General features: G+C 55.7%; 11 protein-coding genes and 2 pseudogenes. 6 read left to right on the top strand and 7 right to left on the bottom strand.

All coding sequences use genetic code 11. From position 1 onward, the window contains the following. Positions 1–23 precede the first annotated feature (23 nt). Positions 24–8,714 carry a Spy0128 family protein gene (locus AC1AY0_RS10305; protein ID WP_476526363.1) on the top strand — a complete coding sequence of 2,897 codons (8,691 nt, stop codon included), beginning with the start codon at positions 24–26 and terminating at the stop codon, positions 8,712–8,714. A gap of 122 nt (positions 8,715–8,836) precedes the next feature. After that, positions 8,837–9,703 carry an aldo/keto reductase gene (locus AC1AY0_RS10300; RefSeq protein WP_476524004.1) on the top strand — a complete coding sequence of 289 codons (867 nt, stop codon included), beginning with the start codon at positions 8,837–8,839 and terminating at the stop codon, positions 9,701–9,703. Between the two features lie 45 nt (positions 9,704–9,748). On the opposite strand, the gene rimM is transcribed toward AC1AY0_RS10300, so the two are convergent. From rimM to ffh, 5 genes are all read right to left on the bottom strand, one after another. Continuing rightward, on the bottom strand, positions 9,749–10,363 hold the full coding sequence (gene rimM, locus AC1AY0_RS10295) for a ribosome maturation factor RimM (RefSeq protein ID WP_476524003.1): 615 nt from the start codon (positions 10,361–10,363) through the stop codon (positions 9,749–9,751). A gap of 15 nt (positions 10,364–10,378) precedes the next feature. After that, on the bottom strand, positions 10,379–10,612 hold the full coding sequence (locus AC1AY0_RS10290) for an RNA-binding protein (protein ID WP_007051427.1): 234 nt from the start codon (positions 10,610–10,612) through the stop codon (positions 10,379–10,381). An 18-nt stretch (positions 10,613–10,630) separates the two neighbouring features. Continuing rightward, positions 10,631–11,095: a 30S ribosomal protein S16 gene (rpsP, locus tag AC1AY0_RS10285; RefSeq protein WP_476503800.1), complete on the bottom strand. Its 465-nt coding sequence runs from the start codon at positions 11,093–11,095 to the stop codon at positions 10,631–10,633. A 167-nt stretch (positions 11,096–11,262) separates the two neighbouring features. Further along, positions 11,263–12,309, bottom strand: a complete 1,047-nt coding sequence (locus AC1AY0_RS10280; protein ID WP_476503799.1) for an endonuclease/exonuclease/phosphatase family protein — start codon at positions 12,307–12,309, stop codon at positions 11,263–11,265. A gap of 62 nt (positions 12,310–12,371) precedes the next feature. Then, complete coding sequence (gene ffh / locus AC1AY0_RS10275) at positions 12,372–14,039, bottom strand: signal recognition particle protein (RefSeq protein ID WP_476524001.1); 1,668 nt, start codon at positions 14,037–14,039, stop codon at positions 12,372–12,374. A gap of 298 nt (positions 14,040–14,337) precedes the next feature. On the opposite strand from ffh, the gene AC1AY0_RS10270 reads away from it, so the two are divergent. Beyond that, entirely contained in the window at positions 14,338–15,246 is a 909-nt protein-coding gene (locus AC1AY0_RS10270; protein WP_476523999.1) for a cation efflux transmembrane domain-containing protein, read from the top strand. A 210-nt stretch (positions 15,247–15,456) separates the two neighbouring features. Here the strand turns inward: AC1AY0_RS10270 and cysS are convergent, their stop codons facing one another. Beyond that, positions 15,457–17,106, bottom strand: a complete 1,650-nt coding sequence (gene cysS, locus AC1AY0_RS10265; RefSeq protein ID WP_476523997.1) for a cysteine--tRNA ligase — start codon at positions 17,104–17,106, stop codon at positions 15,457–15,459. Positions 17,107–17,208: 102 nt separating this feature from the next. On the opposite strand from cysS, the gene AC1AY0_RS10260 reads away from it, so the two are divergent. From AC1AY0_RS10260 to AC1AY0_RS10250, 3 genes and pseudogenes are all read left to right on the top strand, one after another. Beyond that, the gene (locus AC1AY0_RS10260; RefSeq protein ID WP_476523996.1) at positions 17,209–17,937 is read left to right on the top strand and encodes a type 1 glutamine amidotransferase; all 729 of its coding nucleotides are present in this window, start codon (positions 17,209–17,211) and stop codon (positions 17,935–17,937) included. 170 nt (positions 17,938–18,107) lie between these two features. Beyond that, positions 18,108–20,043, top strand: a pseudogene (locus tag AC1AY0_RS10255) (ABC-F family ATP-binding cassette domain-containing protein); the annotation flags it as partial. An 89-nt stretch (positions 20,044–20,132) separates the two neighbouring features. Further along, positions 20,133–20,363 (top strand): annotated as a pseudogene (locus AC1AY0_RS10250) (ABC transporter C-terminal domain-containing protein); the annotation flags it as partial. Between the two features lies 1 nt (position 20,364). Here AC1AY0_RS10250 and AC1AY0_RS10245 read toward each other — a convergent pair. Next, the gene (locus AC1AY0_RS10245; RefSeq protein ID WP_476523995.1) at positions 20,365–21,576 is read right to left on the bottom strand and encodes an ROK family protein; all 1,212 of its coding nucleotides are present in this window, start codon (positions 21,574–21,576) and stop codon (positions 20,365–20,367) included. Positions 21,577–21,655 lie beyond the last annotated feature (79 nt).

Raw genomic sequence — 21,655 nt, 5'->3', positions numbered from 1 at the left:
CATTCCAGCTTGATGGCAAGACGGTGAACGCCACGATTGATAGGCAGAAGGCCACAGTGGCCCTTGGCGATCTCGCAGCCAACAAAAGCGGGTACGAGTTGACTTACAAGGCTCAGCTCACTGATGCTGCGAAGAAGCTCCTCGCCGCTGGTGAGAAGCTTGATGATGCTCAGAATGTTGCCAACTGGACTTGGGATGGTGCCGACAAGCCCGGCGAGGCCGATACCACCCCGAACTTCAGCTACAAGATGGTGCAGAAATCCAAGGGTTCCGGCAATGCGTCCGACATCAAGTGGACTGTCAAGCTCAACACTGGCAGCATTAAGGCTGATATGGCCAACTATGTGTTCAAGGATGAGCTGCAAGGCGGCCAGCATTACATCGGTTCCTACACGGTGAAGAACGCTAAGGGTAAGGTTGTGGCCACCGGTGAGCTCGACGGTTCGGCTAGCAGCTTCAACTACACATTCCCGGCCGACGCTGGCGCTCAGCAGTACACCATCGAATACCACACGGCACTCGATGATGCGGATTCCACCGCTACAGTGAACAATCATGCCGAGGTTACGCCTCCGGACGATCAGCATCCTGGTGGCAGCGACGACGGTTCCTATACTCCAAAGGGTCCGGATCAGCCGGACGATACGAATACGTACGTCACTAAGAGCGTGGATTCTTCCAAGGCATCCACTGACGGCACTGCCGAATGGACGTCGCTGGTGAAGTTCTCGCTGATGGCAGCGAATACTGACCCGACCAGCGTGCAGTTCATTGATGAGAAGCTTGAATTTGATCAGACTGCGAACACATCAGGCTCCAGCGATGGCGGTTTCGGTTTCGATCTCAACCGCGAGCCGGTGCTCACTATCGATGGCACTACCCTGACGAATGGTGTGGATTATTCACTGAAATATGCAGATGACTCCATCAAAATCACGTTCAAGAGCAGTGCTGCCATCAAGGCTGCTATCGGTAAGTCTGATGTGCAGATTCAGTACTGGACCGTTAGTGATAAGACTCCTGGTAAGTACAAGAACACTGCCAAGGTGAAGTACGACCGCGATACCACTTCCGCTACGGCCGATTACAGCATTGAGAACACCAACCTGGTGTACAAAACCGGCAAGATGGTGTGGAACAAGGACTTCGACTGGAGCCAGATCGATGCCAACGACACCACCAAGGGCGCCTGGATTGCCACGTGGAATGTCACGGTGAACGAGAATGACGACCAAAATGATGGCGCCGGCAAGGAAGAGCTTAACGGCAAGCCGATTGTCGTAATCGATACGCTGCCTGAAGGTATGAGCTATGTGCCGGGCGGTACGTACACGGTGCAGGCTGGGTATAACCCGTTGGCCACCAATACCAGTAATGGCGCGATTAAAGGCAAGCTTGACGATGTGCTGGAAAACAACGCCGGTAAGCTCACCTTCACTATCCCGACTGAGGGTGTTGTTCAGCGTGATGGCTCTGACAAAGCCTTCGCCAAGCTCACCTACCAGACCGCAGCCAAGGGTACCGGTCAGGAAGTCAACTTCACCAACACGGCCATGGCTGATTCCGGCAGCATCCACTTCGGTGAGGATTCCGACACGGTGACCGGCAGCAGCAAAGTCATCACCAAGTCTGCCGCCCAAGTCAAGGATCTGAACCGTGTACGGTACACCATCAAGGTGAACCCTGAAGGTGCCGACCTAATCAAGGATTCCGACACAGTAACCCTGTCTGACGTAATGGACGCCGAGGGCACGTTTATTCCGGCCTCCCTCAAGATCACCAACAGCAACACCGGCGCAACCCTGATGGTTCCGGTCAAGGTGGAGGACGTAACCGACGCAGACGGCAACCCGACCACCAAGCTCACGCTTACGTTGCCGGACTCGACGCCAGTCACTGTGGTGTATGACGTGAAGCCTAACGGCACCCCTGGCGAGAAGGTGAACCTGAAGAACACCGCAACGCTAGATGGCGTCGCCGGTGGTGAATCCATCAACGACAAGGACTGGAATGTTACCAAGCCGACTTCCGGTACCGATGGTGCAGCTGGCACAATCGCTATTACCAAGGCAGATTCCGCCGACCTGTCCCGTTACCTGTCTGGTGCTGAATTCGCCCTGTATAAGGTGGACATGAGCAAGCTTTCCGGCTCTAAGGTCACATTCGACCAAGTGCAGAAGGCATCCGCTCAAGCCAGTAGCAATATCACCACCGATGCTTCCGGCCATGCACAGTTCGGTACCACTAATCAGCCGTTGGAAACCAATACGTTGTTCTACTTTGTAGAAACCAAGGCTCCAACTTTTACAGCTGATGACGGCACAGTAACCGAATATAAGCTGGACTCCACTCCGCACTACTTCATGCTCCCCGGCACTAATGCCGATGAAGCAGCTGCCGCGCTCGCCAAGGCTAAGAGCTTTGGCCTGCCGGTTTCAGACAGCACGTCATTCAACGTGTACGATACCCGCAAGCCTGCTTCCATCAAGGGTTCCGTAACTCTTGGCAAGCAGCTGACCGGTCGCACTTGGTCTGATGCGGATGCGTTTACATTCAAGCTGGCTCCTAATACGAAGAACAGCAAGAATGTGACTGAAGACGAGCTGAACGCTGCTATGCCGAAGAACACCACCGCTACTGCCAAGAAAACCGGCGATGGTGCAGACGGCAGCATCTCTACGTTCACTTTTGGTGATTTCACATTCGCGGAGCCAGGCACGTATGCCTACACGGTGAAGGAAACCAGCAAGGGTGGTGATGGCGTAACCATTGACACCCGCACCGCCAACGTAACCTTCACCGTAGTGCAGAACGCGGCTGGCAATCTTGAAATCAAGAATGATCAAGCCGATGTTTCCGGCATTACTGAAAACCACGGTAACTGGACGTTCGAGAACACATACAAACCCACCGAAATCACGGTAAGCAACGCCATCAAGGTGAAGAAAACCCTTGAGGGCCGCCAGTGGAGGGACGGCGATTCGTTCGAATTCCGCCTGCAACCGGCAACGCCCACTGAAGATGCTCCGCTTCCTTCTGACGCGGCTGATGGGTACGCCAAACTTACCGTGACTGATGCTAATGAGCATGCGTTCGGCAAGATCACGTACACCAAGGCCGGCGAATACCATTACTCGGTATTCGAGCACACACCAACTGATGGCAGCAAGCAGGCATTGCCTGGCGTGGATTATTCCAACGCGCTATACAACGTGACTGTCACCATCAAGGATGACGGCAAGGGCAAGCTCACCAACGGTGGCGTGACCATGACCAAGGCGCAGAATGATGACGGTTCTGATGCCGGCGATGCTGCGGTCGTCAATAATGTTGCTGCAGTAACCAACACCTTCCAGGCTGAGGAAGCCAACCTTGGTTTGCTCGTTGCTAAGACGTACACGGATAAGACTGGTACGAATCCGCTGACTGATGGCAAGTTCTCCTTCACGCTCACTGCGCAGAATGGTGCTCCGCTGCCTGAGAACACAGTTGGTGATTCCGTAGTCGCCAACGTTACCAAGGCTGGTGTGGCTTCCTTCCCGGAAATCAAGTTCACCAGTGCGCGTGATGATGGTAAGACCTACACGTACACGCTCAAGGAGAACGTACCGGATGGTGCTGTGGTCAGCGCCGATGGTACAACGGCCACGCTCAATGGCATGACCTATGATCTCACCACCTACATGGTGCAAGTTCCAGTGGCTATGACCACCGATCAGGATGGCAAGCAAGTACTGGGATACTCGGTCAAGGTGCTTGATGCGAACGGCAATGAGGTTGACGCGTCCAAGCTGAGAAGTGGACGCCCGGTGTTCTCCAACACCTACAACCTTGCCCCAGTAGACGTGAACATCGCCGGTCAGAAGACACTAACCGGGCGAGACATGGACGCGAACGAGCAGTTCCTGTTCCGCTTGGCTGCCGCTGAAGACGATACTGCTGCAGCCAAGGCCGCACGTGCTGGTCTTAAGGATGATTCCATCATCTTTGGTGAAAACAAGTCCGCCGACAAGATGGAAACCACTGTTACTGGTGCGAAGGCTGATCAGCCTGCCGCATTTGACTTCAATGGTATCCACTTCACTAAGCCGGGAACCTTCAAGTTCGCGGTCACCGAGGTCGGCGAGGTCAAGAACGGCACCACCAAAGATGATCATGTGGGATATGTGACCGTCGAGGTGAAGGATAACGGTGATGGCACGCTTGCTGCGACCGCCACCTATGACAATTCCGCAGCCAAGACTAATTCAGACAAGGCTGCTACGGATAAATCCACCTTCACCAACACCTACGCTCCGACCGGCTACGCATTCTTCCTGCTGCACAAGAAGCTCACGGCCGCTGATGGCGTTGCCGCACCGAAGCTCACTGCTGGCGCGTTCAGCTTCGGACTGTATCAAGGTGATGGCACCACTGGCGCAAAGATTCAGACCAAGAAGAATGCTGCGCCTACTGTGGGCGAAACCGCAGGACATGTCACCTTCGACCGTATTACCTACACTCCTGCTGCACTCGCACAGGCTGTGGCAGACAAGTATGCCACATACAATGCGGCTACCAAGACTTGGCATCTGACCTACACAGTTGCCGAACTCGGCGACGATGGCCAGCCAGTCACTGCGGGATATGCGAAGGATGGCATCACTTACGATGCCACTACGCGCAAGATCGAAGTGACCGTAACCGATACCGGCACGGGCACTTTGCAGACTAGTTACACGGTCAGCGATGGCGACCCGAACACTTCTGACGACGCCAATTCCGATGAAGCCGCGTTCGCCAATGTGTATACGCCAGCTTCTGCAACGGCAAACCTGTATGCGCAGAAAGTGCTCGACGGCCGTGAATGGAATACTGATGGTTCAGATAGCTTCGATTTCAAGCTTGAAGCGGTCAGCGGCAAGCTCACTGCCAACAAGGCGGATGTAGCTAAGGCTGATATTCCAATGCCGGAAGGTTCGGCTAACGGTGAACTCACCAAGACCGTAATCAACGGTGATGAGTTCAGCTTTGGTGACATCACCTACACCAAGGCTGGCACCTACGTATATAACATCAGTGAAGTCACGCCTGAGAATCCGCTTCCCGGCGTCTCGTACTCCACTGATTTGTATCGTGCTACGGTCACGGTGAAGGATAACGGCAAGGGACAGCTGAATTCCGAAGTAGCTATGGAACTGGTTTCCAAGGCCGACCCCAACGCCAAGGAGAGCAAGTCTGTTGTGGCCCAGACCCAGAACGGCGATCCGCTGGCTCAAATCACCAACACTTACGCCAAGCTCTCCCAAAACTGGAGCCTTAAGGTTTACAAGAACTATGCCGATAACAGCGGTGAAAACCCGCTGACTGCCGGCAAGTTTCAGTTCAAGCTCACTCCAGTTGATGGTGCTCCACTGCACGTGCTGACTGCCGACGGTTCCGTAAAGGACGCTACGAGCCTGACTGCCGAAACCGCTGCCAACGCAGAAGGCGCATTCAAGGACGTGCAATTCACAGATGCCGATCTCGCTGAAAACGGTGCTGCCAAGACCTACACCTACGAGGTCTCTGAAGTGAAGGGTAGCGAGCCTGGCATGACCTACGACACCACTGTGTACACGGTTGATGTCACGGTTGCTGTGGATGCGGACGGATATCTCACTGTCACCCCGGTGATAACAGATAAGGATGGCCAGCCGGTCGATGCGTCCAAGCTCAACGCCGGCCGCCCGGTGTTCGCCAACACCTACACGCCAGCCGCAACTGAGGCACAGATCAAGGCCCACAAGACCTTGGACGGCGCCACGCTGAAGGCCAACCAGTTCTCGTTCAACCTGTACGAGGGGCAGAAGTTTGGCGCTACCACCGACCAGCCGCTCCAAACCAAGGCCAATGATGAGAATGGCGACGTAACCTTCGACAAGATTACGTACAGCAAGACCGGCACCTACACCTACTCCATCAACGAAGTGATTCCTGATGATGCTGTGGATGATATGAAGAACGGCATCACATACGATCACACATGGCAGTACGTGCAGGTTGTGGTTGCGCTCGATAAATCCACTGGCAAGCTCAACGCCACGGTTAAGGATTTGAACACTGATTCCGATACCGCACAGTTCACCAACACCTACAGTGCCAATGGTGCTGTCAGTCTGAAGGCTAAGAAGGAATTCAAGAATTCGGATGGTTCTGCTCGTACGATTCCAACGAATACCTTCAAGTTCCAGCTGCATGAAGGTGCAACGGTCAACGGTAAGGTTCTCCAAACCAAGACTGCTGCTGCGGATGGTTCAGTGAACTTTGACTCCATCGCTTACAAGCTGTCTGACTTGGGCGGTGCAAAGTCGAAGACCTTCACCTATACCGTGAACGAAGTCGTACCGGCTGCAAAGGATAGGCTCCCAGGCGTTACCTACAGCACTGATGCCTACACCTACACAGTGACGGTTACCAACAACGGCACCGGTAAGCTCACCACCTCCACCAAGGTAGGCGACAAGACCGGCGTTACCCCGACCTTTACCAACACCTACGATGCAGTCGGCCAGACTGCCATCGCCGGTATCAAGAAGGTCACGGGTGATGACGGTAGTAATCAGACCGCAAACTTTGCGAACGCGTTCACGTTCACGCTTACCGGCAAAGATAGTGCTCCACTGCACATCAGCGATACTGCCGGCGAACTTCAGAACAAGAGCGAACTGACCGCTACGAACACCGCTGATGGCACAGTATCGTTCGGCAGCCTCCACTATACGTTGGCTGATTTGAAGGATGCTGCTGTTGGCGCTCACGGTACCCGCTCCAAGACCTTTACGTACGAGGTTACGGAAAGCGGCACTGCAGACGGCGTTACCAATGATGCCGCCGCTACCAAGAGCTTCACAGTCACTGTGGCAGACAACGGTACCGGAGTGCTCAGCGTAACCACCGAGCCTGCTGATGCAGCACAGTTGTTCTCCTTCGACAACACCTATGCTGCTTCCGCCGAGCTCACGCTCAACGGCACCAAGAAGCTCACGGGTCGTGCGCTGACCGAGAACGACAAGTTCACGTTCAACGTCTACGAGGGCACGAACACCACTGGTACGCCGGTTGCTACCGGAACCAATGATGCCAGCGGCAAGATTGTTTTCGATCAGCCGCTCCGTTACACGCTCGCCAACCTCGGCAACCACACGTACACCGTGGTGGAATCCGAGGATGGTCTGCCGGGCGGTGTGAGTGCCGTGACTCGAACCAGCACGTTCACCGTGAACGTGGAAGACAAGGACCACAATGGCAAGCTCACGCTCACCACGAACGGTCTTGATAGCAATACTGGCCTCACCTTTGAGAACAACTACACCACTACGGACTCCACTCCAATTGAGTTCAAGGGCGTGAAGTTGCTTGATGATGGTGACTACAGCACTACGCTCGGTCAGCTCAAGGGCAAGTTCACCTTCATGCTCACCGGTGTGGACGCTGAGGATTCCGCCAAGGCCGCTCCGCTGCCTAGCAAGACGGAAGCAACCAATGATGAAGCCGGCAATGTGAACTTCGGCAAGGTGACCTACACGTTCGCTGACCTGAACGATCAAACCGAACGTAAGTTCACCTACACCGTTACCGAATCCGGCAAGGTTGCTGGCGTTACCAATGATGCCAACCTCACTCGCACCTTCACCGTAACCATTAAGGACAATGGTGATGGCACGATGAGTGCCACCACCGACCCAGCCTCCGGCGCGCTGTTCGACTTCACGAACACCTACTCGGCAGGCAAGGTAACGGATGCCTTCACCTTTGCGAAGACGCTCGACGGTCGTGCACTCAACGATGGCGAGTTCACCTTCACCCTCACCGGTGGTACTGATTCCGATGGTGTTGCGGTTCCGATGCCAGAAGGCACGAAGGACGGTGTGGCTACCGCCACGAATGATGCGGACAGCAAGATCGCATTTGGCGACATCACCTACAGCAAGCCTGGCATGTACGCCTACACAGTGCGTGAAGGCGCTGGCAAACTGGGTGGTGTAACTTATGACGATACCGTCTACACAGTCACCGTCACTGTGGTGGATAACCATGATGGCACGATGACTGCTACGCATCAGATAGTGCGCACGGCCCCAACCGTGGGCGACGCGGACGGGAACGCGGCAACCGAGCAATACGTCTCCACTCCGGTGGAAGACAAGGATGCGGTATTCGCCAACTCCTATGCTCCAGCGCCTACGGAATTCACGTTCACTGCCACCAAGACGCTCAAGGGACGTGATTTGAAGGACGGCGAATTCACCTTCGAATTGCGCGATGCCAGCGGCAAGACGCTTCAGCAGGTGAAGAATGCAGCCAACGGCAAGATTTCCTTCGCGCCAATCACGTTCGAGAAGGCAGGAGAGTATCAGTACACGATTAGTGAAGTTGCCGGCAATGCACAAGGCATCGCATACGACAGCACTGTGTACACCGCCAAGATCACCGTGGTCGATAATCTCGATGGCACGATGACCGCTACGGCTGCATACTCGTCCGGCGTGCTGGGCCTCAACCATGAGGCTCCCGCCTTCGAGAACACGTACACGCCGCCGCTGTCTGACACTGGTTCCAACACGGCCAGCATCGCAGCCCTTGCACTGATCATGCTGGGAGGCGGGCTGATGCTCGTCGCCATCCGCCGCAAGCGTGAATCCGAAGCCGTGCTTGTCGCAGCTTCCGCCGCCCGCGGCAAGCATCGCAAGTAGCGCTGAATAACACGCGGTTTATATGACTGTGCCTCTTAACTCGATTGTGAGTTAAGAGGCACAGTCATATAAACCGCCTATAGTCGTGTAATAGAACCTGTACATACAGCAAAGGAGCCATCATGGCACTGTTCCGCAATCTTGGTCCGTTCTCCACTACTGCTATTGGCCATGGCGAAATGCCGTTGACCATTGAAAACAATCGTGGCCATGATGTTGGCATCGAAACCCTGCACGCGTCTCTGGATGCCGGATGCCGACATATCGACACAGCATGGGCGTATTACACGCCAGGTGAGGAAGAACAGACCGGTGAAAAGCTGGTGCGTGAAGCATTGGCTACGTGGAAGGGCCCGCGCAACGAAGTCACGGTGGCAACGAAGATTGGTCTGCGCCGCGTCTGGGGCGAGGACGGTCAGCCGTTGTGGCCGCGCGATGGTAAGCCGGAACATCTGATTGAATACGGCAAGCAGTCCGCAATGGCTCTTGGCGTGGACACGATTGATTTGTTGTATTTGCACCGTCACGATCCGGAAGTGCCATACAACGAGTCCATTGAAGCATTGAAACAGCTCGTGGACGAGGGCGTTGCCCGCGTGGCTGGCGTGTCCAATGCATCCATTGAGCAGATTGATATTGCGCGTTCGATTCTGGGCGACAAGCTGGTGGCTGTGCAGAACCAGTATTCTCCGGTTCATTTGGAGACCCAGGACACGTTGGATTACTGCGCGAAGCTCGGTCTTGCATTCGTGTGCTGGAGCCCGCTTGGAGGTTATCGCCACCCGTACGATGAGTCCAAGTTCGATTCGTTCCGCGAGGTTGCCGCCGCACACGGCGTGAGCTACCAGCAGGTGGTACTGGCATGGGAGCTGGCCAAGGGTAATCACATGTTCGTGATTCCAGGTGCGCACCGCCCGGAGACTATTCTGGATTCCCTGAAAGCCGACCAGCTCGAGCTCAGCCCCGAAGAGCTGGCCAAGCTCGGCTGAGCTCAGATACAAAGAGGCTGGAGCGACGCTCCAGCCTCTTAATAATCACAGCCCGGGAATTAGGCCGCCGGGCGGGTCAAGGGTGAGGTATTGCTCGTCCAAGTCAATGTCGGGCACAATCTGTTCGACGAAGGGGACGAGCGCAGTCTTTTCGACGACATCCTCGCCCTTGGAATTCTGGCCGGTCACTACGGGCTCAGTCAAGCGAATCTTTAACAGGGATTGAGCGGGGGAGTCAACCACATCGACTACCTTGCCGACTACCTGACCCTCGGGAAGGCCCAAGCCATTATCTGCGGCCATGCGAGCCTCAAGCCCAATAAGATCTTTCGGATACCATTCGTCGGCTTCCAACATCTCATCTGGGTCGTCAGCCTCACCGTACAATTCCACGCCGTTCAATGCTTCAGCGGCAGTACGGTCATCGGTACCTTCGAATTTAATAATCCAACGATCCTTGAACGTGCGGGAATTCTCCACCACATATTCGGTTTCGCCATCCTGCTCATAGAGCACGGAACCTGGCTCAAACCGCCATTCCGGATCATCGGTGTACAGGCGAACGGTAACTTCACCCTTCAAACCTTGTGCTTTACCAATACGAGCGACCCTCAGCAACTCAAGCTGCTGAGGGTCGTCGTGCATGTCTTGCTGTGCCATGCTGTGAAATATTCCTTATCGACGGACGTCCATGATATCGACGCGCACCTTGTGATCAGACAGAGCCTGAATCACCGTGCGAATCGCATTGGCGGTGCGGCCTCCACGGCCAATCACGCGGCCAATGTCCTCTGGATTCACGCGCACGCGAAGCAGTTCGCCGCGCGCATTTTCATGGGACTTGACAGAAACATCGTCCGGAAAATCAACGATGTTCTTGATGAGGTGTTCCACAGCCTGTGCAAGCATTGCTTAGCCTTTCTCGAATCAGGCTTCAGCCGGAGCTTCTTCAGCAGCGGCGTCCTCGGCCGGGGCCTCTTCAGCGGCGGCAGCGGCTTCAGCCTCGGCCTTAGCCTTGGCTTCAGCTTCGGACTTAGCAGCCTTCAGCTTCTGAGCTTCGTTCTCAACAGCCTCAACGCGAGCAGCAGCATCCGGGCCAGCTTCAACGGTCTTCAGGGTGCCTTCAGCACCTTCGAGGCCCTTGAACTTCTGCCAGTCACCGGTGATGTTCAGCAGCTTGAACACCGGCTCGGACGGCTGAGCGCCAACGCCGAGCCAGTACTGAGCACGATCAGACTTGATCTCGATAGTGGAGGGCTGAGTGTTCGGGTTGTAGGTACCGATCTCCTCGATAACCTTGCCGTCGCGCTTCTTGCGGGAATCAACGACCACCACGCGGTAGAAGGCGTAGAACTTCTTGCCCATTCGCTTCAGACGAATCTTGGTTGCCAAAATGGCTCTCCTTGTAAATGCTAGGTTTGTGGTTTCTCGGTGTGCTGTGTGGGGCACGGCTCGCCGGAACCCACGTGTCCTCGCGGCTCGGGGTGTAGAGGGCGCCACGCGCGCGCGAATAACTGGCTTATTATAGCGCCAAGCCCCGGACGTGAAACACGCGTGAGTTACCGCAGGGTGAGTGTTGCGGTGAGTGCCAGATGATCGGTATCGGCAATTTCGAACGCGCTCACTCCAGATGGCTTAAGACCGGGCGTGAACAGCACGTGGTCCAGTTCGATGCGTGGCCATTTCAGCCAGCGCGGGAATGTGAGATTCGGGCCGGCCGCTTGAGTCAAGCTCGCATCCTTGAAACCGGACTTCAGCAGTGTGCGGAAGCTTGGATGATCGGTGCTGGAGTTGAGGTCGCCCATCACTACAGCAATATTGTGGTCGCCGATAGCTTCTGCCTTGGCAATGGCTCCTAATCCAAGAATGCCGGCAGACCAATCGGCACAGCCGCGCATCGGAGACTTCGGATGCGCCGAACAGAAGGTGATGGTGCGCGAGGAATCATCGGTAGGTTCAGACTCAGCAGAATCATCGGCAATCTTCAGTGTGATTGCCGGCACATCTGCGGCAGGAATAGTGACTACATTCGGCACTGCAACAGCCGGCTCATAGCGGGAGAACAGCACATTGTAGCCACCATTGTCAGTATCTTTGGCTTCGCCGGACTGACGGTAGGGGAGCAGTTCCTCGATTCCTGCAGCATCCAAGCGAGCGATAAGCTTATCGGAGACTTCCTGCAATGCGAGCACCGCAATGTTGCGCTCACGTACCGCAGTAATAATCGCATCAGCATTAGCGCGCCCATAGCGGCAGTTCAATGTCATTACCGCAAACTGCGAAGGCAATGTTTCACGGGCTGTTTCATGGTCAGCAATAGTTGTTTCACGTGATGTTTCACGCTTTTTTCCACGGGCAACACCCGTACCCCAATAACTAATGCGCTGAGAACTGGTCATACAAGCAGCAACAATAAGTAGACACATCGCGCCCCAATTGTGCTGCCATGCCGCTATACCAGCCAAAACAATCAATGGAACCCACAGAAATGGCGTCAGCGCAATCATATACGGCATCGGCATGCGAGCCTCAAGACCTGCCGGCAAAGCAGACAATCCCAGCCAAATCCACGCAATAATAACTGCTACGTAGAACAGCGTTGTCATACAAACTCCTCAAAAAAATAAATCGGCTCTCCCTAGAGAGGAGAGCCGGGAAATCAGCACAATCAGCGACCGAACAGACCGCCGATGCCACCACCGAGGTTCGGCGGCAGTTCCATGCCATCGCTTTCAGCATTGTTCATCATCTGCTCAAGACCTGCGGGCAAAGCCGGATTCTGCGGTTTCTTAGCGAACGCGGAACCACCGGTGGAGCCAGAACCAGAGGACTTGCCGGCCAACTTATCGCGCAATGCTTTCTCCTCAGCCTCGCGCTTCATCGGATTGCCGGACTTACCGCCCTTCTTCTTGTTCTTGCCTTTGCCCTTCTTCTTGCTGCCGCCCATAGCCGGGCCGCCGAAGCCAGGAATGCCGCCGCCCATGCCAGAACGGTTAGCCATACGCTTCATCATCTTCGAGGCCTGCTCGAAACGCTGCAGCAATGCGTTCACCTGGGAGACGGTTACACCGGAACCGTAAGCGATACGAGCACGGCGAGAACCGTTGATAATCGACGGATCGCGGCGTTCAGCCGGAGTCATCGAGCGAATAATAGCCTCAGTACGATCGATTTCCTTCTCGTCGAACTGCTCCAGCTCCTTGCGATGCTGAGCCATGCCCGGAATCATGCCGAGCAGAGACTTCATCGAACCGAGCTTACGCACCTGCTGCAGCTGAGCAAGGAAATCATCCAAGCCGAAGGAGCCCTCGGAAATCTTCTCGGCAGCCTTGCGAGCCTCTTCCTCATCGAACTGCTTCTGAGCCTGCTCGATGAGGGTCATGATATCGCCCATATCGAGGATGCGAGAAGCCATACGGTCCGGGTGGAAGACCTCGAAGTCCTTCAGGTTTTCGCCAGTGGAAGCGAACAGAATCGGCTTGCCGGTCACACTGGCCACGGACAGGGCAGCACCACCGCGGGCGTCGCCATCGAGCTTCGACAGCACCACGCCGGTGAAGTCAACGCCCTCATCAAACGCCTTAGCGGTTTTAACCGCATCCTGACCGATCATCGCATCGATAACGAACAGGATTTCGTTGGGCTGAACGGCATCGCGGATATCGCGAGCCTGCTTCATCAGCTCCTCGTCCACACCCAAACGACCTGCGGTATCGATAATCACCGTGTCATAGAGCTTCTGCTTGGCGAAAGCGATGGAATCGCGGGCCACCTTCACCGGATCGCCAGTGGTAAGGCCCGGAGCTGCCACGGCCTCGCCGCCATCGGACTGCACGCCCTTTTCAGGAGCGTACACCGGCACGCCAGCGCGCTCGCCAACTACCTGCAGCTGCGTCACAGCGTTCGGACGCTGCAAATCAGCGGCCACCAACAGTGGCGTATGGCCGGAATCCTTGAGCCAGTAGCCGAGCTTGCCGGCTAGCGTGGTCTTACCAGCACCCTGAAGACCGGCGAGCATAATAATCGTCGGCGGATTCTTGGCGAAGTTCAGCGGGCGGTCCACACCCTGGCCGAGCACATCGGTGAGCTCTTCGTTAACGATCTTCACCACCTGCTGGGCCGGGTTCAGAGCCTCAGAGACCTCAGTACCCAGCGCGCGTTCGCGCACCTTGCCGGTGAAGGAACGGACCACGTCGAGCGCCACGTCGGCGTCGAGCAGTGCACGGCGGATTTCGCGGATGGTGCCGTCAATATCCGCTTCGGAAAGTTTGCCCTTGCTCTTCAGATGCTTGAACGCATTCGAGAGCCTGTCAGTTAAAGATGAAAAAGCTGCCATAATGGGCAACAGTCTAGCCGTCACGCGGGAAATTATGCCGGTGCGTTGTTGGGGTCGGCATCGTTCGCTGACGGCGTGGGCTCAATCGAAGCCGTTCGCTACAATAGTGAGGGCAATAATCCTGTGATTTTTGGAATGCTTACGCTGTTTTGAATATCCCTGGACACCACCTATACGCAGACTGCCGTGCGCCCTCGCGAATCGAGTTGATGGCTAACTCACTACTAGTGAGCTAGCCATTCGACCAGTGAAGTAGCGGGCCAACGCAGACATGCCGTGCAATACGGAAGGACCACCGATGCCCCAACATAAAACCATCGAACGTAAAGCCTTGATTGTTGGCATTGTCGTCAACATTATTCAGGTTGCAGCCGGTATGGCCGTGTTCTTTATGACCGGCTTAAAGGCTATGTTCCTTGATTTCTCCTTCACCGCCATATCCGTACTTTCTGGACTGGTGGCGGTCTACCTCTCCACGCGCACTGTGCGCACCACTGAACGGTTCCCCAACGGACTGTTCGCGCTTGAACCCATCTATGCGATCTGCAAAGCCATTTTCACCATGTCCTTGCTGGTGTATTCGCTGATTGACGTTTGCCAAGTGGCGTATGACTACTTTGTGCTTGGTGACGGCGAACGCATCGTCACCGGACCAGTGGTGATTTACGAAGTACTGACCGTACTGGTGTGCTTTGGACTGTATGTGTATTATCGCCGCGAAAATCGGGCTATCCGTAATGCCAGCACCATGCTCACCGCCGAATGCAAAAGCACGCTGGTTGATGGTGCAATGTCCTTCGGCATTGGCGCAGTGGCAGTATTCCTGATGATTCTGCCGGCGAATGGTCCGTTGGACTTCCTGCATTACACCGGTGACTTCTTCATCACCGTGGCACTGGTGGCGCTTACCATCAAGGAACCGTTCAGCGTGCTGAAGGAAGCATTCGTAGAGCTGGTCGGTGGCATCCACGATGACGATGAAACCAACGCATTTGTGGAATCCACGGCCCAGCATCATTTGCCGAACAATACCGAATATGAGCAGACGCTGATTTTCAAAACCGGCATGAACTACACGGTCGATGTGTATCTGGCCGGTACGGGAGAGACCATTGATGTGGCCAATCTGGTGGAATGCAAGCGCTCGCTTGAGGCAGCGCTGAAAAAGCGCCTGCACATCGTGGATGTGGATTTTGTATTTGATTAAAGCTGATGGTTGAAGGTAGTGGTGTGCCACGCGGGTGCAAAATCGGTGATTTTGCTCTGGCGTGGCACACCACTATCGGGAAAACCCTCTATACATGCCCCAAAATGTGCCACGCTAGCGCGGAAATGACTGAAATGTGCTGGCGTGGCACAATCTCCTGCCACGCCAGCACAATATTGCCGATTTTGCGCCAGCGTGGCACTGACAGTATTACTTCAGACTCCAAGTGGAGCCCTGCGGACCATCTTCGATGGCGATGCCGGCAGCGCCCAGAGCGTCGCGAATCGCATCAGCCTTGGCGAAGTCACGAGCCTTGCGAGCCTCCTGACGAGCCTGAAGCTGCTCGGTAATCAAAGCTTCAAGAGCCGCATGCTCAGGCGATTCGCCAGCGCCGGTGCCTGCACCGCCGGCAGCTCCATCAGACAGCCACGGTTCAGCCAGCGGGTCAAGACCCAACGTGTCCAGCATGGCGCGCACGGCGAGCAGCGTTTCGCGAACCTCAGCCTTGGCGGCTTCGGAATCCACTCGGTCGGCCAGCTTGGAAAGCAGCGTATTGCCGGAGCGGATAGCAGTGAAGATTGCTGCAGTAGCGCCGGAAACATTGATGTCATCGTTCAATGCGGCCACAAAATCAGCAGGCAGATCATCTGCGGAAACAGCCATAACCTCATCGCGAGACGGCTGCTCGCCAAGTACCACGCCAGCGCGCTCGATGAAGTTCGATACGCGATCATATGCAGCCTGAGCTTCAATCAAAGCCTGATCAGACCACTCCAGCATCGAACGGTACTGCACGGAACCCAGCGCGTAACGCACCACCCAAGCGGAATGCTCGGCCAGCACGGAAGGCACGGACAAGCCAGTGCCCAACGACTTTGACATCTTCTCACCCTTGGCGGTAACCCAAGCGGAGTGCATCCAACGGGCTGCAGATGGGTAGCCGGCAGCGCGAGTCTGAGCCATCTCATTCTCGTGATGCGGGAAGCGCAAGTCTAGGCCGCCGCCGTGGATATCGAAACCGTCACCCAAGTACCGGTGAGACATAGCAGAGCATTCGATATGCCAGCCCGGGCGGCCAACGCCGAACGGCGTGGACCAGCGAGCATCCTCAGGGTCGGTATCCTTCGGAGCCTTCCAAAGCGCGAAATCACGCGGATCATGCTTATCAGGAGAAGCATCGGCCGGATCGACCGGGTTATACTTATCCGCGCCCGTAGCATCCACAGACGGACCCATGCGATCGGCCACAGCCGCAGCCTCATCCACCTCAGCAGTCTGCTTCTGGTGGGTCAGCTCACCGTAATGCGGCCAGGAGGCCACATCAAAGTACACATTGCCGGTGGGCTTGCCATCCGCATCCGTGACCACATAACCGTGACCATTGTCGATAATGCGCTGAATCAGGTCGATTATGTCCGACATATGACCGGTTGCGCGCGGCTCCACAGTAGGCGGCAGTACGCCAAGCGTGTTGTACGCTTCAGTAAATTCGCGCTCATAGTAGTAGGCGCGAGCCCACCAACGCTGACCTGCTGCGGCAGCCTTGTCGAGAATCTTGTCGTCAATATCGGTCACGTTGCGAACGAACGTCACCTTATAGCCAAGCTTCAAGAACCAGCGGCGAATCACATCAAATGCCACGGCCGCACGAATATGGCCAATATGCGGCGAGGATTGCACGGTGGCGCCGCACACATAAATACCCACTTCGCCAGGCTTCAGCGGCACAAAATGGCTGACCTGATGCGAGGCAGTGTCGTACAGATTCAAGCCCTCAGCAGCCTTGGCCACATGTGCGGGCGTAAGGCTGGAAGGCATAACTGAAATGTTGAAATCCTGCGGTTCTTGGCTGTTTCCCATAGCCTCCAAGCGTAGAAAACGAGCCAGACATGGGCCGCAGTTCAAACAGTCAACGCCACAGAATTAACGTAAACGGGGAATGCTCGTGCCACAATGGAGAGCATGGTCACACCACAAGTGCTCATTTTGCAACATGTGTCATGGGAACGCCCCGGGCGTATCCTGTCGAACTTGGAAGATCTTGGCATCCAAACGGTGACGATGAACATCACCAAAAAGAAGAAGCCGGACCTCCCAGATTTCAGCGAACTCGCAGGCGTGGTGATTATGGGCGGACCGATGGGGGCACTCGATTACGATCAGTACCCCGGTCTTAAAGTTGAGGCCAAGCTCGCCAAGGCTGCTGTGGCATCCGGCAAACCAATACTTGGTGTGTGCCTGGGGCATCAGATTATCGCCACGGCACTGGGGGCCCAGCTTCGCCAAGGTGACGCGCCTGAGATTGGTTTCGCACCAATCAAACGCGTGGAAAAGCACGACTATTTCTCCATGTGGGATAAGCAGTTGAATGTGCTGCATTGGCATAACGATGTGGTGGGCTTGCCGGAAGGCGGCCAGCTGCTCGCTCGTTCGGCCGGTACGAAGGTCCAGGCTTTCCGTCTTGGCTCGGCACTAGGCATGCAGTTCCATCTGGAAGTATGCGGCTCGCTGCTCGATGAATGGCTTGACGAGCCGAGCATGGTCAAGGATTTGAAGGCTGCAGGCGGTTCGAAATCCCAGCTTCGCGAGCAGTTCGCGCAATATGATCAGCTTCTGCAGCCGCTTGCCGAGCAAGTATTCTCCGGCTTCGCGGCCCGCTGCAATTCCTACGCGCAAACGCTGGATAAGTAAGTCTTAAGTAAGTCTTCGGCTGGAATGGCTGTTACACCCACCCTCGGCTCCCCTTGTCAGGGGAGCTGGCCTGCGAAGCAGGCCTGAGGGGTAGTCATACCGTAGTGTGAAGAACCACCGTAGGATTATCGAGCGGATTGAGGCCATAGCTGACGCTACATTGGTGAATCATGCCGACTTACGATATTGGACTTGAACACGTTTCGCTCTCCTTCGCTACCAAAACCATCTTCACCGATGTGACGCAGGGTGTATTTGAAGGCGATCGCATCGGCATCGTCGGCCGCAATGGCGACGGCAAATCCACACTGCTGCACCTCTTCCGCGGCACGCAAGAACCGGATTCCGGCCGCGTCACCAAGCGTGGCGGACTCACCTTCGGCATGCTTGACCAGCGTGATCCGCTGGACGATAACGCCACCATCCGCGAAGCTGCCCTCGAAGGCCACGCGGATTACGAGTGGGCGTCTGACAATACTTCCCGTGAAATCGTCGAAGCGCTGCTCGGCGGCATGAGTCTTGACGCCAAAGTCGGCTCCCTGTCCGGCGGCCAGCGTCGCCGTGCTGATTTGGCACGACTGCTGCTCAAGGATTGGGATATTCTCGCTCTCGACGAGCCCACCAACCACCTCGATGTGGTAACTATTCACTGGCTCGCCGAACATCTGAAGAACCGTTGGTCCCGCGGCCAGGGCGCGCTGCTACTCGTCACGCACGATCGTTGGTTCCTGGACGAAGTTTGCGAATCGATGTGGGAAGTTCACGACGGTATTATCGAACCATTCGAAGGCGGCTATTCCGCATACATGTTGCAGCGCGTGGAACGCGACCGCCAGGCTGATGTGCGCGAAACCAAGCGTCGTAATCTAGCTCGCAAGGAGCTCGCATGGCTGTCCCGTGGTGCCCGCGCCCGCTCCACCAAGCAGAAGTTCCATGTCAAGGCTGCGCGCGAACTGATTGCCGATGTGCCACCAATGCGTAACACGCTTGAGCTCAAGCAGATGGCCACCTCACGCCTCGGCAAGCAGGTGGTGGATCTGATCGATGTGACGCAGATCTTCGAGCACGCGCAGGGCACTGTGTCTGAAATCGACCCGGATGTGGCCGCGCTCGCCGACTCCGCATCCCGCGTGGATGTGGTCAACGCCATGTACGCCGAGCCTCAGCTCCACGGTTCCGTTGAGGTTGCAGTCACCGATATGACTGATCCGCGACTCGTGGACGCCGGCGTGCCGGAAGCTGTTGCCGCTGCTGAAGAAGCGCGCAAGAAGGCCGAAGCTGAAGGCGGTAGTAATTCGGCTCTGACTGATGATCGCGAAGTGCGCCGCATGAACACTGGTGGCGAAACCATTGGCGGTGACGTAGCCGCTGATACGGAAGCCGTGAGCACAACATCTGCCGCCCGTAAAGTGACCGTATCTGGCCGCGAAATTCTTGATGATGTGACTTGGCTGATTGGTCCGGGCGATCGTTTCGGCATTGTCGGTGCCAATGGTGCCGGTAAATCCACGCTGTTGAAGCTGATTGATGGTACGTTGACTCCGACTGCAGGCCACGTGAATATTGGCAAGACGGTAAAGTTCGCTGTGCTCTCTCAACGACTCGATGAGCTGGAGAAGCTCGGCAAGTACAAGATTAAGGAAGTACTGTCTCGCTATAAGCCAAGCTATATCGTGGACGGCAAGGAAGTGACGCCCGGCCAGCTGATGGAACGCCTTGGCTTTGAGTCAGCCCAGTTGATGACGCCGATCCGTGATCTCTCCGGTGGTCAGAAGCGCCGTATGCAGCTGCTGCTGATTCTGCTCGATGAGCCGAACGTGCTCATTATGGACGAGCCCGGTAATGATTTGGATACCGATATGCTCGCCGTAATGGAGGATTTGCTGGATACGTGGCCGGGCACGTTGATTGTGGTTTCCCACGATCGTTATCTGCTTGAACGCGTGACCGATCAGCAGTTCGCTCTACTTGGCGGCAAGGTGCGCCATCTGCCCGGTGGCGTGCAGGATTACCTCGATATGGTCGAGGATATTAAGAGCGGCAAGGGTTTGCCAGCTGAAAAGGCTGGTATTGCGGGTACGGGAAGCAGCTCGTCTAAGCGAGGTTCTTCCTCTTCCGCGCAGGTGCAGACGGCTAAGAATCCTGCTGGTGAGCCGCAGTCTTCCGCAGCTCATGAGACAGAGGATAATGGATCGCCAAAGCTGACCGGCAAGGCCTTCCATGAAGCTTCCAAGCGCGTGAACGCCATCGAACGCAAGCTGGCCAAGCTCGAAGATCAGAAGGCTGACCTTGAAGCGCAAATGGCGGCCCATGATCCCTCGGATTATGAAGGCCTCAACAAGCTCAACGAGCAGTTGAACGCCATCATCTCCGAATCCGATGACCTCGAAGCCGAGTGGCTAGACCTCTCCGAACAGCTGGGATAGTTTAGTTGCTGTTCGCGAAATCCTGCAGCAGTTCCACGGACGTCAATCCCTGCTCGATAGCTGCATAAGCTAAGCCGACAATACCGGCTTGCGCTTCATCGGAACAGGATTCAATGCGCAGCGACTTGGTAGCAAGTGGCTGCGCACGCGCCCATACGCGCTCGCGAATGCCGTTCATCAACAGTTCGCCGCAGTGCGAGAGCTCGCCGCCAACCACGATGCACGATGGGTTGAGCATATTCACGCAGGCTGAAATCACATCGCCGATTAGTCGCCCTGCCTGGCGAACAAGTTGCACAGTCTCGATATCGCCGTGCGCGGCAAGATCTACCACATCAGCCAATGCAGAAACCGGTTTGCCCTGGGCCTGCAAGGTCTGCAATACCGCCCATCCGCCTGCGGTAGCCTCCACGCAGCCGGTATTACCGCAGCGGCAGAGGCTGTTTTCGCCAATAGTGCCGAAGACATGAATATGACCAATGTCGCCTGCGGCTCCAAATGCGCCATGCATGATGGATCCAGAGGAGATAATGCCAGCGCCAAGCCCCATGCCGGCGTGCACATACAAGAGATTGGGAACCATGCGTTCGCCATCGGTTGCTAATTGATAGGCCTTGCACAGTGCGCGAGCGTTAGCGTCATTCTCGATAAAAGTCGGTACACGGTATCGATTGGCGAATAATTCACGCAAATGATGGTTTTCCCAATGCTGCATAACCGGAGCTTGAATGAGATTTCCGGTAGCTGTTTCAACGCGCGAGGTCACGGCTACCGATACGGCATATAGACGCGTTGGCTCAGCGTTTGCTGTGTTCGCCAGCATGGCGTCGGCGGTTTCGCAAATCTGCTCCAGTGCATCCTCTGGCTCATTTTCTGCACCAACATTGATGGTTTGTGCAACGACTGGTTGTCCGGAAAGACTACACAAGGCGACGGTGGTGCTTGTGGTGGCAATATCAATGGCAAGAATGTGTGCACACGATGAGTTGAAGGTGAATCCCTGAGCAGGGCGGCCGCCAGTGGCGCTGGGAATGGCAAGTGGCTGCGCGATACCAATGTCAGAGAGCTCATCAATACGCTTATTGACTGTCGGCCGTGCCCAACCGGTTGCTGCTCCGATATCACTGCGCGTCATTGGACCACGCTCCCGTAATAAGGTGAGCAGTTCGACGCTTCCTTCGTTGATGTCGATATCTGTGGCTGCCTTAGTCATACCCCTTAGCATACATCAGCATTGTATTTGACAAAATCTTTACATTTATTTCTTTAGTTTTGTATATAACTATACAAAA

This window comes from Bifidobacterium sp. LH_416 (genome assembly GCF_056357055.1).
Note: the sequence above shows the minus strand (reverse complement) of the source record. Positions and strands in the feature narration are given on the sequence as shown.